Genomic DNA, 12225 nt, shown 5'->3' on the forward strand with positions numbered 1-12225 from the left:
ACCACTGCGCCGGCCTCGCACCGATCACTGCGCCGGCCTCGCACCGATCACTGCGCCGGTCTCGCGCCGACCACTGCGCCGGACCGACGGTTCCGTCGGCCTCGCGCCGATCACCCCGCCGCCCCTGCGCCGATCACCGCGCGGGCCGCGGCCTCAGCCCGTGAACGCCCGCGCGAAGGCGCCCGAACGCTGCTTCACGCCGCTGCAATCGGTCGCCGCGTCGCCCGCGGTGGCGCTGCCCTTCTCGCACTGCCGGTCCCGGAACGTCGACCACATCGACACCCAGGCCACGCCCTTCTTCTCGGCGAACGCCCTCACCTGCGCCGCGTCCGCGAGCCCGAACGTCTCGTTGCCCACGTCGTTGACGCCGATCATCGAGGTGAGCGCGAGCCCCTGCCAGGCGGCGGCGTCAGACAGCCCGAACACCTTCTTCAGCTGACCGTGGGCCGCCTCGGCGGACGTGATCGCGTAGGCGCCCATGTCTCCGGCGTACGAACTGCCGTAGTTCATGGTCATGATGTTGACCGTGGAGACGTCCACGGAGTGGTCGTTGGCGGACTCCAGGAGGGCCAGTCCGTCGGAGTCGAGGCCGGACGGCATCACGGGCAGGGTGAATGAGACCGTCAGCCCGGGGCGCTTCCTCTGGAGCAGAGCGATGGCCTCGGAGCGCAGCGCGACCGAGGCGGAGTCGCTCAACTCGGTTCCCTCGATGTCGAAGTCCGCCCGGGTGGAGCCGACGGCGTCCAGTGCCGCGCCGTAGGCGGCGGCGAGGTCGCTCGCGCTGTCGCAGGCCGAGGCCAGTTCCTTGCCGGACGCGCCGCCGAACGACACCCGAACCCCGGCGCCGGACTTGGCGAGCGCCGAGACACGGGACTTCACGGCCGTGTCCCCGATCGCGTACATGCCGTCCCACTTCGGTGTGCAGCCACTGCCGTCCGAGATGACGAAGGCCAGGTTGTACGTGGCCGGCGACCCCGCGGTGTCGGTTCCGGCGGCGGTCGTGGCGCTCACGTAGGGGGCGTACGAGGTGGCCGAGGACGCGCCCTGGTTCGGAGCCGCCGCCGTGGTCCGGCCGGTTCCCGCGGACGCCGGGCCGGACGCGCCGCCGCCCGAGGAGCACCCCGTGCAGGCCAGGACCGCCAGGCACAGAAGCCCCGTGGCCTGCTTCAGGAAACTCCGCATTGTGCACGCACCCGCTCTCGTGATGTCTGTCTCAGGACGGAAACAAACGGTCGTTTCCCGACTGGGAATGTGTCACACCCGGAACGGATTACCGAATGGAGATCGCACAGGGAAATCGGGGGAGTCCACGCCGACAAACGGGGTGATACGGGCCCTCGAACGGTGCAAATGCCTCATGCGCTTCGGGTCCGAGTCGCGTGGGCCTTCCCTGATTCTCATAGGGAAACTACAGGCTGAGGCATCCCTCATGGGCCGTTCACACGGAATTCGGAGTTTCCGGCACATAAACGCGCCCTACCGTCTGCGGAATGCAATCCGAGTCCGCCATCGAAAACCCAGCCCAGGTGCGTGGCCGTCGCCGCAAACGCGGCAGCGCGGCCGTGGACGGCCCCGTGTTCGTCGACAGCTCCGGGCGCCGCGCCCGCCTGCTGAGCAGAATCGGCATGCTCGTCGGCGTCGTCTGCCTCGGCTACGCGGTCGTGCTCGGAATGGCCTTCATGGGCTGGGGCACCTCGCTCACCCCGTCCTCGCTCCTCCCCTTCGACGGCGGCCGGGCCGGTTCGGCCCCTGCCGCGGGCTACGGTCCAACCCCCGCCGCGGGCTACGGCGCGGGCTACGGCGGGCCGCGAGGCGGAGCCGCCGCCGGCGACGGGGAGCACACGCTCCCATGACCACCACCAGCCCCACGCGTGGCCGCAGGCGCGCCCCCTCCAGGATGGAGCGGGCCGCCGGAAAGGCCGCGGCGCTTCAGAAACCCCGTGTCGTCCTCGCCCTGTTGCTCCTGCTGGCGCTCGTCAGCGTGATGCTGCTCGACGGCTATCTGCGGTCCGAGATCGGCAACGACGCCCGGGTCCGCGACGGCGCGGCCTACGACGAGGTCCCTCAGAAGATCCTCGACGGCGGACCCATCCTGACGTTCGCGGGCGGCACCGCGAGGACGCAGTCCGTGCCGAGGAAGACGATCGTGCTGACCTTCGACGACGGGCCGACCGCGAACTGGACGCCCCAGGTCCTCAAGGTCCTGGAGGAGAACGACGTCGAGGGCACCTTCTTCATGGTCGGCTCGATGGTCTCCCGCTACCCGGACGTGGTGAAGACCCTCGTCGACCAGGGCAACGAGGTCGGCATCCACACCTTCACCCATGTCGACCTCTCCTACCAGAGCACCGCACGTCTTCAACGCGAGCTGAAGCAGACGCAGTTGGCCCTCGCGGGCGCGGCCGGGATCACCACCACGCTGTTCCGTGCCCCGTACTCGTCGGAGATCAGCGCCGTCGACAACTACAGCTGGCCCGTCTACAAGGAACTCGGCGGCCTCGGCTACACCAGCGTCTTCGTCGACACCGACAGCGACGACTGGAAGAAGCCGGGTGTCTCGAAGATCGTCCGGTGGGCGACGCCCAAGAACGACGAGGGCGCCATCGTCCTCATGCACGACGCGGGCGGCGACCGCTCGCAGACGATCGCCGCGCTCGGCTCGTACATCAGGAAGATGAAGGCGAAGGGCTACACCTTCACCACCGTCAGCGGCGCCCAGGCCATGCTCGGGGCGAACCGTGTCGCTCAGGCCGCCCAGCGGAAGGCCACCGGCGCGACCCTCTACGAGGGCGAGGCGCTCGTCTGCGCCGTGGCGGTCGCCGAATGGGTCGTACCGGCGCTGTCCTGGTTCCTCCTCGTCGTCGGCGTCGCCGTCATGGGCCGGTTCGCGATGATGCTGGTCCTCGCCCGCCGCCACCACCGGCAGCGCAACCGCGGACGCCGCCGGGGCGGGACGTTCAGCTGGGGGCCTGCGGTCACCCGGCCGGTGACCGTGATCGTGCCCGCGTACAACGAGAAGGAATGCATCGCCAACACCCTGAACTCGCTGGCGAGGAGCACGCATCCGATCGAGATCATCGTCGTCGACGACGGTTCCGAGGACGGCACGGCCGGGATAGCGCAGTCGCTCGGCATGCCGAACGTCCGGGTCCTCCGGCAGGAGAACGCAGGCAAGCCCGCCGCCCTCAACAACGGTGTCCGCAACGCCCGTCACGACATCGTCGTGATGATGGACGGCGACACCGTCTTCGAACCGGACGCCGTGCGCCGGCTCGTACAGCCCTTCGCCGACCCGGGGATCGGGGCGGTCGCGGGCAACGCCAAGGTCGGCAACCGCACCACCATGATCGGCGCCTGGCAGCACATCGAGTACGTGATGGGCTTCAACCTCGACCGCCGCATGTACGACCTGCTGCGCTGCATGCCCACCATCCCCGGCGCCATCGGCGCGTTCCGCCGGGACGCGGTCCTGGAGGCCGGCGGCATGAGCGAGGACACGCTCGCCGAGGACACCGACATCACCATCGCCCTGCACCGCGCGGGATGGCGGGTCGTCTACGAGGAGCACGCCAAGGCCTGGACGGAGGCGCCCGGTTCGTTCAAACAGCTGTGGTCGCAGCGCTACCGCTGGTCGTACGGCACCATGCAGGCGCTGTGGAAGCACCGCAAGTCCCTGACGGACAGGGGCCCTTCGGGGCGCTTCGGGCGCGTGGGCATGCCGCTGGTGGTGCTCTTCCAGATCGTCACGCCGGTGTTCGCCCCGCTCATCGACGTGTTCACCGCCTACTCGATGCTCTTCGTGGACTTCCGGGCCGCGCTGCTCGCCTGGCTCGCCGTCCTCGCGGTCCAACTGGTCTGCGCCGCCTACGCGTTCCGTCTCGACCGGGAGAAGTACCGCTACCTCGCGATGCTGCCGCTCCAGCAACTCGCCTACCGCCAGATGATGTACCTGGTTCTGATCCACTCCTGCGTCACGGCCCTGACCGGCGGCCGCCTCCGCTGGCAGAAGCTCAAACGCACGGGCGAGGTCGGAACCCCGGCAGGAGTGAACTAGATGAGCCGGGAGCCGACTCCCCACGGGACGCCGAGGGCCCCCGCGACCCACAGGGCCCCCGCGACCCACAGGGCCCGTCCGACCCACAGGGCCCGTCCGACCCACAGGGCCCCGGCGACCCACAGGGCCCCCGCGGCCCCGGAAGGTGGATCGGGGGGCCGCGACCGGTACTTCGACGCCCTTCGTGCCATCGCCCTGGTCCGTGTCGTGGCCTACCACACCTTCGGCTGGGCCTGGGCCGGCCTCGTCTTCCCCTCGATGGGCGTGATGTTCGCGCTCGCCGGCACCCTGATGGCCCGCTCCCTGGAGCGTCCCGCCTTCGAGGTGGTCCGGAGCCGGATGCGGCGACTGCTGCCGCCGTTCTGGTTCTGGGGCGTCTTCGTCGTGCCGGCCATGCTGATCCACGGCTGGATGCCGGGCTGGCAGATCGTGTTCTGGGTCGTCCCGGTCGGCGACCCTCCGGGCGACCAGTGGGGCGTGCAGGCCTGGGAGATCCTCTGGTACCTGCGGACGTACCTCTGGTTCGTGCTGCTCTCCCCCCTGCTGCTGAAGATCTTCCGCAGGGCCCCGGTGCCGGTGCTGCTCCTCTCGCTCGTCCCGATCGTGGTCTTCCGTTACGGATGGCAGCCGTCGTACGACCGCTTCGGCAGCGCCCTCACGGACCTCGCCACCTATCTCGCCTGCTGGCTGCTCGGCTTCGCCCACCGCGAGGGGGTGCTCCAGCGGCTGAGGCCGGCCGTGGTCGTCCTCGGCTCGATCGCCGCCCTCGCGTACGGCGGCTGGTACGCCCTCGCGCACCGGTCGGAGTACGGCACGTACGACCTCGACGAGAACCCCCTCGCCCAGGCCTTCTGGTCGGCGGGCTTCGTGACGCCGCTGATGTACTTCAAGGCGTACAACGGCGTCGACTTCGCCTGGCTGGCCCGCTTCAGGCGGCTCGACCGGACGGTGACGGTCTTCAACGCGCGCGCGGTGACGATCTACCTCTGGCACGAGATCGCGCTGATCCTGGCCGTCCCGCTGATCGACCGGTTCTGGCAGGTGCCGGCGTTCGAGAAGTGGCTGCCCCTGGAGAGCCAGTGGTTCCTGTTCGCCGTCGGATGGGTGCTGATCTGGACGGCGATCCCCCTGTTCGGCTGGGTCGAGGACGTGGCCGCGCGGAAGAGGCCCCGGCTGCTGCCGTAGCGGCTCGAAGGGTGAATCTGGCCCCGGTTGGCCGTGCGCGGACGCGTACAACGAGCCAGGTGCGATCTTGGTTACGGAGCATGAGGGAAATCCCCACAGAGAGGCTGACGTCCCCCATGCGTCGTTCCCTGCTCGCCGCGGCCACCGCGGCGACCGCGCTCACCGCCGCCCTGTCGCTCGCCCTGAACACACCCGCCGCCGCCGGAACCGGCCGGGGGCACGACCCCGAACCCTGGGTGAAGCGCAGCGCCGTGATGCGCGCGAATCCCAAGGACTTCCATTCGCTGTGCAAGAGACACAAGGACGGGGTCCCGGAGGTCCGCACCTTCCCGCTCTTCGAGCACGGCAGGGGCTTCACGGCGATCGAGGACTTCAAGCGGCAGGACCCGGACGGCACGGTGTTCTGGTCCGGCCACGAACCGAAGCATCCGGAGAACACGATCTCCGTGTCCGTCATCGGAGCGTGTGTCGCCGGTCCGGTCACCCTGTCCGGCGAGATCGAGGACGGCTTCCGGCAGTACGTGTACAAGCCGCTGCCCAAGCGGCCGGGCAGGTACCTGCTCCAGGAGATCGACGCCCTGAAACTGCCGCCGAGCGGACAGGGCGTCGACACGGTGACCGTGCCGCCGACCAGGTCGGTCCGGCCGCAGCCGGGTCTGCGGGTCGCCACCCCCGAGAACCCGGCGGCCATCGACATCGTCGTCGCCTACACCCCGGCCACCGTCACCGAACTCGGTTCGGTCGCCGCGGTCCAGAGCCGTATCCGGTACGGCGTGAACCAGCTCAACAGGGCGCTCGCGACCAGCGAGGTGCCCGCCAGCGTGCATGTCGTGAACACGTACCAGACCGCGGCGACCGGCGTCGCCCGTGAGAACGCCGGAACCCTGCTGAGCATGATCAGCAATCCCGCGAACCTGACCCTCGGAGCCACGGCCGCCGCCCAGCGGACCGCCTTCGGCGCCGACCTGGTGGCGCTCATCGCCGCCATCCCGCCGGAGGACAGCTCAGGGCAGGCCAACCTGCCCAACCCGGCGGGCCCGGGGACCAGCAACAACGCCTTCTCGGTGACCAGCGCCTTCTCCATCACGGCGTGGGAGAACCTCGCGCACGAGATCGGCCACAACTTCGGTCTGATGCACGACCGCAAGACGGTGCTGTCCCAGGGCGGCACGACCCCCGTGGGCACCTTCAACTACGGCTGGGTCACCGCGGACCAACGGCACCACACGGTCATGGCCTACTCCAGCGCCTGCACCCAGGCGTGCACGGTCGTCAACCAGTACTCCAACACCGTCAACCTGCTCAACGGGCAGGCTCTCGGCGACGAGAACAACAACAACGCCGCCGTCGCGACGCGGGCCGCGGAGTTCCTGGCCGGATACCGGACCTCCCTGGTCACCAACCGGGTCTCCCTCACCATGAACTCCAGCCCCGTCGCCGGAGGCAGGCTCAAGCCGAGCGAGTACGGACCGTACGACCCCGGGACCCAGGTCACCGTCACCGCCGAGGCGAGCCCGGGCTTCCAGTTCAGCGGCTGGCAGGTCGACGGTGTGCCCCAGACCGACACCACACCCGAGTACACGATCACGATGAACGCCAACCGCACCATCACCGCGCAGTTCACCGAGATCCCGGAGCCCCCGCAGTAGCACCGGGCGCCGGACACCGGCCGCCGGACCGCGCCGTACCCACCCCGTGCCTCAGGGGGCGGGTACGGCGCTCTTTCGTATACGGACGGTGTCCGCGGCCGGGCGCCTCGGAGCCGTCGGGACCGTACTGCCACAATGGGACGGTGACCCGCGCATCCCTGGACAAGCAGCCGCACGAAGTCGCCTCGATGTTCGACGACGTGGCGGAACGGTACGACCTCACGAACGACCTGCTGTCGCTCGGCCAGGACCGGGCGTGGCGCAAGGAGGTCGCGAAGGCGGTCGACGCGCGCCCCGCGCAGAAGATCCTGGACCTCGCGGCCGGCACCGCGACCTCGTCGCTGCCCTTCGCCCGCACCGGCGCGTACGTCGTCCCCTGCGACTTCTCCCTCGGGATGCTCCGCGTCGGCAAGCGCAACCACCCCTGGCTGCCGCTGACCGCGGGCGACGCGACGAAGCTGCCGTTCAAGGACGACACCTTCGACGCCGTCACGATCTCCTTCGGACTGCGCAACGTCCAGGACACCGACACCGCCCTTCGCGAGCTGTACCGCGTGACCAAGCCGGGCGGGCGGGTCGTGATCTGCGAGTTCTCGCACCCCACCTGGGCGCCGTTCCGCACGCTCTACACCGAGTACCTGATGCGCGCGCTGCCCCCGGTCGCCCGCGCCGCCTCGTCCAACCCGGACGCGTACGTCTATCTCGCCGAGTCCATCCGCGCCTGGCCGACCCAGCCGGAACTGGCCGAGCGGCTCATCAAGGCCGGCTGGTCGAAGGTGGCCTGGCGCAACCTGACGGGCGGCATCGTGGCCCTCCACCGGGGCTACAAGCAGGTCTGACCCCGCGAGGCCGGATCGCGCCGGACGCGGCCCCGGCAAGGGCTCGCCTTCCGGACGCGGCTACCCGAGGACCTCGAACGGCAGCCCGGGCAGGTCGAGTTCGCGGCGCAGTCCGCCCGAGGGCGGGCGGGGCGGGCGGGGCTCACGCACCCCGGCGCCTCCCTCCGCGTCCCCGAGGTCGAACCACACCGTGACGACGGCCCCGCGCGGCACCTCGGCCCCGGGCTGCGGAAATTGCCGTACGACGTAGTCGACGACCGTCCGATGGAAATCGGGCCGGTCGGGCGCGGCGAGCAGAACACCGCGAGCCTCGGCCGTCTCACGCGCGTCCACGGCCATCAGACCGACCAGCCGCGGCACGCGCACTTCGGGTGTCTTGGGTGTTATGCGCACAGACGTCACCCCCAGCGGTACCGGAAGGGTAAGCCTCGCCCCGCCCTTCCGGAAGCCGTCGGGAGACGCGCCGGACCCCGGCTCGGACCCCGATTCGGGTCGCGGCTCGGGTCGCGGCTCGGACCCCGATTCGGGTCGCGGCTCGGCCCCGGCTCGGGGCCCGGTCCCGGGAGCGGTCACAGGGCCAGCCGGTAGCGGTGCCCCTCCTGCCGGGACGAGGGCAGCGTGAACCGCTCGGCCAGCTCCATCCCGAGCCGCCTCGTCACCGCGATGGAACGGGCGTTGCCCGCGTTGACCATGGCGACGACGTCCGTGACGCCCGCCGCGCGGACCCGCTCCAGGGTGATGCGCGCCGCCGCCGTGACATACCCCTTGCCCCAGTGCGCCCGCCCCAGCCGCCAGCCGATCTCGATCTTCCCGGCCGGACCCCAGGTGTGCGGCCACGGCTGCGCGCCCGTGAAGCCCAGCACCTCGTCCCCGGGACCGAGCATCGTCCACAGACAGAACCCGTGCTCCGCGTCGTGCCGGCGTTGGCGCGCGGTGAGTTCCTCGTAGACGGACCGCTCGGCCGCGCGGCCCCCGTGGAACTCCATGACCTCGGGATCGTCGAAGACCCGGTGCCACGCGAGGGCGTCCTCGTCGGTGGGCACGCGCAGGCGTACATCGGGGAGAGCTCGGTTCACGGGGCAGCCCTTCAGCCGGGTGATCGGTACCGCTGCATAGACTGCCCATGTCCAGTGCCCGTCGGCACGTTGATTTCGAGTCTTGGGGAGACCCCGCCGTGACCGAGCCCCAGCCCCTCTCCGGGAACACCGCCGACGTCATCGTCGTCGGGGCCGGGCCAGCCGGTTCCACCACCGCCTACTACCTGGCGAAGGCGGGGCTCGACGTCCTGCTGCTGGAGAAGACGGCCTTCCCGCGCGAGAAGGTCTGCGGTGACGGACTGACCCCGCGCGCCACCAAGCAGCTGGTGTCGATGGGCATCGACATCTCCGAGGAGGCCGGCTGGCTGCGCAACAAGGGCCTGCGCATCATCGGCGGCGGTGTCCGCCTCCAGCTCGACTGGCCGGATCTCGCCTCCTTCCCCGACTACGGACTCGTCCGCAAGCGCGACGACTTCGACGAGCAGCTGGCACGGCAGGCGCAGAAGGCGGGAGCGCGGCTGTACGAGCGCTGCAACGTCGGCGCCCCGATCCTCGACGAGCGCACCGGCCGGATCATCGGCGTGCACGCCAAGCTGGGCGACGCCGACTCCAAGGAGAAGCGGGAGGTGACCTTCCACGCCCCGCTGGTGGTGGCGGCGGACGGCAACTCCAGCCGTATCTCCCTCGCCATGGGCCTGCACCGCCGCGAGGACCGCCCGATGGGCGTCGCCGTCCGTACGTACTTCACCTCGCCGCGCCACGACGACGACTACCTGGAGTCGTGGCTGGAGCTGTGGGACCGCCGGGGAGCCGAGGACCGTCTGCTGCCCGGCTACGGGTGGATCTTCGGCATGGGCGACGGCACCTCGAACGTCGGCCTCGGCGTCCTCAACACCTCCGACTCCTTCAAGGAGCTCGACTGGCGTGAGGTCCTGAAGGCGTGGTGCGCCTCGATGCCGGAGGACTGGGGCTACACCCCGGAGAACATGACGGGCCCGATCCGCGGCGCGGCCCTGCCGATGGCCTTCAACCGTCAACCCCACTACACCAAGGGCCTGCTGCTCGTGGGTGACGCCGGCGGCCTGGTGAACCCCTTCAACGGCGAGGGCATCGCCTACGCCATGGAGTCCGGCCAGATCGCGGCCGACGTCATCGTCCAGGCCCACGCGCGCGCCACTCCCGGCCAGCGTGAACTGGCCCTCCACCGCTACCCGCGCGTCCTCAAGGACACCTACGGCGGCTACTACACGCTCGGCCGTGCCTTCGTGAAGCTCATCGGCAACCCGAAGGTCATGAAGATCGCCGCCCAGCGCGGTCTGACCCACCCGATGCTGATGAAGTTCACCCTGAAGATGCTCGCGAACCTCACCGACCCGACCGGCGGCGACGCGATGGACCGCATCATCAACGGTCTCTCGAAGGTGGCCCCGAAGGCCTGACCCGCCCCGCCGGGAACTCCGTCCCGGATACCCCGCCGGACAGCCCGAAGGACCGCTCCCCGCACAGGAAGCGGTCCTTTCGGCTGTTCACCCGGGGGTTCAGAGCACGCGCACCGCGCCCGTGGCCGGGTAGCCCGAGAGGTCCTGGATCACGACGCCCTTGGACGGGTTGGCGGCGTCGAGGTACTGACCGTTACCGATGTACACCCCGACGTGGTAGGCCGAACCCGCCGAGCCCCAGTACAGAATGTCGCCGACCTGGACATTGGACAGGGAAACCGGCGTACCGGACACCGACTGGTCCTGCGAGACACGCGGCAGGTCGACGCCGACCTGCTTGAACGCCGCCTGCACCAGACCGGAGCAGTCCCACGCGTTGGGTCCGGTGCCGCCCATGACGTACGCGTCGCCGACCTGCGCCTTGAGGAAGGCGATGACCGTCGCGACGCTGCCACTGGCCGGCGCGGCCACGTTCGTGGACGTGGAGGCGCTGGCAGACAGGACGGTCCGCGCCGAGGAACGCGAGACGGCGTCGGCCGCGGCGGCCTTTCGCGCGGCCTCCGCCTTCTTCTTGGCCTCTGCCTTCTTCTTGGCGTCCGCCAGGTCGGCCTTGGCCTGCTTGGCGGCCTTGGCGGCCGCCGCGTCGCGCTCGGCCTGGAGCTGGTAGTTGGCCGCGGCCTGCTGGGTGGCGTCCGCGGACTCGGCGACCTGGGTGGCCAGGTCGGCCGTCAGGGTCGGCAGTTCCATGGTCTGGGTCACGGGCTCGGCGGCGCTCGCCGAACCCGCGGCCGCGGCCACGGCCAGGGTGCTGAGGACGCCACCGGCAACTCCGGCGCGCATCGCGAGCGACGGGGCGTTGCGACGGGGCTTCCGGTGGCTTCGTATGTGTGCGGTGTGGGACATGGGTACTAGCGGTACCAGGGGCTCCTCCATACCTTCAAGAAACGTGTGGTGCGCCACAGTTGTTCAATCGGCCGCCGAATTCGTCGCCTGTCACTCTTTATTGACGCCGTAACGGGCATTGCGGACACTGTCCATCAGGGCCGTGATCATGGCCTTTCAGCATTACGTCCGAATTGCCCGCCACCTACCACCGGTTGAAGAGGATGGCCAAGCCCGGCTTATCTGACCCATAGGTAGATGTGGCGCAGGTCACGGAACGGTCACCCGGGCGCTCGCGTCCCGCGCGGGAAGGCCGGCCGGCCCCGGTCCGCCGTCGCTCGTGAACGCGTGCACGTGTCCACATCGGTCCCCTCGGTCCCTCCGAAGTGTGAACGCGTCCCTCTATCAAGGGGTTGCGTCCAGCGCCAATTTGCATGCAGCGGAAGTCTCTTGATATTGAGACGACCCTCTGGGCCTGCGGTAATGAGCGAAAATGTCACGTCTCGTGATCGACCTGACGCTTCGCGTGTGAAGATCACTGCTCATCCGACTTCATGATCGTTCGTCAGGTGGTGGAGATCACAAAGCTAAGGCAATACCCCGTGTCGCAGATCACAGACCGCCGGGCATAAGATGCGAGGCAGTTGGGCTTGTGACCTGCTTCACATGTCCGCGATCTTCGCCGGGACGGGCGGGGTTCGCGGTGCTGGCGAGGCAGGGGTGCAGGCTCGCCGAACCGCCACCAGTCAGTGCCGACTGAGAGGAGCGAGGAGCGTGAACGCGTATGCGCCGATCCTCGTACTGGGAGCCCTCGGGGCAGGCTTTGCGATCTTCTCCGTGGTCATGGCCACGCTGATCGGTCCGAAGCGGTACAACCGCGCCAAGCTCGACGCGTACGAGTGCGGCATCGAGCCGACCCCCACGCCGGTCGGCGGTGGGCGTTTTCCCATCAAGTACTACCTGACGGCGATGCTCTTCATCGTCTTCGACATCGAGATCGTCTTCCTCTACCCCTGGGCCGTCACCTTCGACGCCCTGGGTGTTTTCGGGCTCGTGGAGATGCTGCTCTTCGTGCTCACCGTCTTCGTCGCCTACGCGTATGTGTGGCGACGCGGCGGCCTGGAATGGGACTGAGGGGCC

The 12225-nt window shown here is 69.6% G+C and carries 11 protein-coding genes; 7 read left to right on the plus strand and 4 right to left on the minus strand.

Going from position 1 to position 12225, the window contains the following annotated elements; all coding sequences use genetic code 11:
• Positions 1 to 153: 153 nt before the first annotated feature.
• The gene (locus tag WJM95_RS18580; protein WP_339130839.1) at positions 154 to 1182 is read right to left on the minus strand and encodes a chitinase; all 1029 of its coding nucleotides are present in this window, start codon (positions 1180 to 1182) and stop codon (positions 154 to 156) included.
• Between the two features lie 308 nt (positions 1183 to 1490).
• Between WJM95_RS18580 and WJM95_RS18585 the strand changes: the two genes are divergently transcribed.
• The 5 genes from WJM95_RS18585 to WJM95_RS18605 all read left to right on the plus strand — a co-directional run bounded on the left by WJM95_RS18585 (position 1491) and on the right by WJM95_RS18605 (position 7727).
• The gene (locus tag WJM95_RS18585; protein WP_339130840.1) at positions 1491 to 1853 is read left to right on the plus strand and encodes a hypothetical protein; all 363 of its coding nucleotides are present in this window, start codon (positions 1491 to 1493) and stop codon (positions 1851 to 1853) included.
• Positions 1850 to 4054: a glycosyltransferase gene (locus WJM95_RS18590; RefSeq protein WP_339130841.1), complete on the plus strand. Its 2205-nt coding sequence runs from the start codon at positions 1850 to 1852 to the stop codon at positions 4052 to 4054. The genes WJM95_RS18585 and WJM95_RS18590 overlap by 4 nt, the downstream gene beginning before the upstream one ends.
• Complete coding sequence (locus tag WJM95_RS18595) at positions 4055 to 5239, plus strand: acyltransferase (RefSeq protein WP_339130842.1); 1185 nt, start codon at positions 4055 to 4057, stop codon at positions 5237 to 5239. It abuts the gene before it with no gap.
• 116 nt (positions 5240 to 5355) lie between these two features.
• Positions 5356 to 6888 (plus strand): reprolysin-like metallopeptidase, encoded by a 1533-nt coding sequence (locus WJM95_RS18600; RefSeq protein ID WP_339130843.1) that lies wholly within the window; start codon positions 5356 to 5358, stop codon positions 6886 to 6888.
• A 143-nt stretch (positions 6889 to 7031) separates the two neighbouring features.
• Positions 7032 to 7727: a demethylmenaquinone methyltransferase gene (locus tag WJM95_RS18605; protein WP_339130844.1), complete on the plus strand. Its 696-nt coding sequence runs from the start codon at positions 7032 to 7034 to the stop codon at positions 7725 to 7727.
• 60 nt (positions 7728 to 7787) lie between these two features.
• On the opposite strand, the gene WJM95_RS18610 is transcribed toward WJM95_RS18605, so the two are convergent.
• Both WJM95_RS18610 and WJM95_RS18615 read right to left on the minus strand, forming a co-directional pair.
• Positions 7788 to 8120 (minus strand): PASTA domain-containing protein, encoded by a 333-nt coding sequence (locus WJM95_RS18610; RefSeq protein ID WP_339130845.1) that lies wholly within the window; start codon positions 8118 to 8120, stop codon positions 7788 to 7790.
• 176 nt (positions 8121 to 8296) lie between these two features.
• Positions 8297 to 8803, minus strand: coding sequence for a GNAT family N-acetyltransferase (locus WJM95_RS18615; protein ID WP_339130846.1), 507 nt, complete (start codon positions 8801 to 8803; stop codon positions 8297 to 8299).
• A 98-nt stretch (positions 8804 to 8901) separates the two neighbouring features.
• Here WJM95_RS18615 and WJM95_RS18620 point away from each other — a divergent pair, with 98 nt between their 5' ends.
• Positions 8902 to 10203: a geranylgeranyl reductase family protein gene (locus WJM95_RS18620; RefSeq protein WP_339130847.1), complete on the plus strand. Its 1302-nt coding sequence runs from the start codon at positions 8902 to 8904 to the stop codon at positions 10201 to 10203.
• A gap of 99 nt (positions 10204 to 10302) precedes the next feature.
• On the opposite strand, the gene WJM95_RS18625 is transcribed toward WJM95_RS18620, so the two are convergent.
• Positions 10303 to 11136, minus strand: a complete 834-nt coding sequence (locus tag WJM95_RS18625; RefSeq protein WP_339130848.1) for a C40 family peptidase — start codon at positions 11134 to 11136, stop codon at positions 10303 to 10305.
• Positions 11137 to 11859: 723 nt separating this feature from the next.
• On the opposite strand from WJM95_RS18625, the gene WJM95_RS18630 reads away from it, so the two are divergent.
• Entirely contained in the window at positions 11860 to 12219 is a 360-nt protein-coding gene (locus WJM95_RS18630; protein WP_037627175.1) for an NADH-quinone oxidoreductase subunit A, read from the plus strand.
• The last annotated feature ends 6 nt before the right edge of the window (positions 12220 to 12225 follow it).

Origin of the sequence: Streptomyces sp. f51, assembly GCF_037940415.1 — a bacterium.
In the GTDB taxonomy this organism is placed as follows: domain Bacteria; phylum Actinomycetota; class Actinomycetes; order Streptomycetales; family Streptomycetaceae; genus Streptomyces.

Bases quoted from the DNA above. Each gene is read 5' to 3' on its own strand.
- WJM95_RS18580 (WP_339130839.1), bottom strand. From the start codon at position 1,182: ATGCGGAGTTTCCTGAAGCAGGCCACGGGGCTTCTGTGCCTGGCGGTC.
- WJM95_RS18585 (WP_339130840.1), top strand. From the start codon at position 1,491: ATGCAATCCGAGTCCGCCATCGAAAACCCAGCCCAGGTGCGTGGCCGT.
- WJM95_RS18590 (WP_339130841.1), top strand. From the start codon at position 1,850: ATGACCACCACCAGCCCCACGCGTGGCCGCAGGCGCGCCCCCTCCAGG.
- WJM95_RS18595 (WP_339130842.1), top strand. From the start codon at position 4,055: ATGAGCCGGGAGCCGACTCCCCACGGGACGCCGAGGGCCCCCGCGACC.
- WJM95_RS18600 (WP_339130843.1), top strand. From the start codon at position 5,356: ATGCGTCGTTCCCTGCTCGCCGCGGCCACCGCGGCGACCGCGCTCACC.
- WJM95_RS18625 (WP_339130848.1), bottom strand. From the start codon at position 11,136: ATGGAGGAGCCCCTGGTACCGCTAGTACCCATGTCCCACACCGCACAC.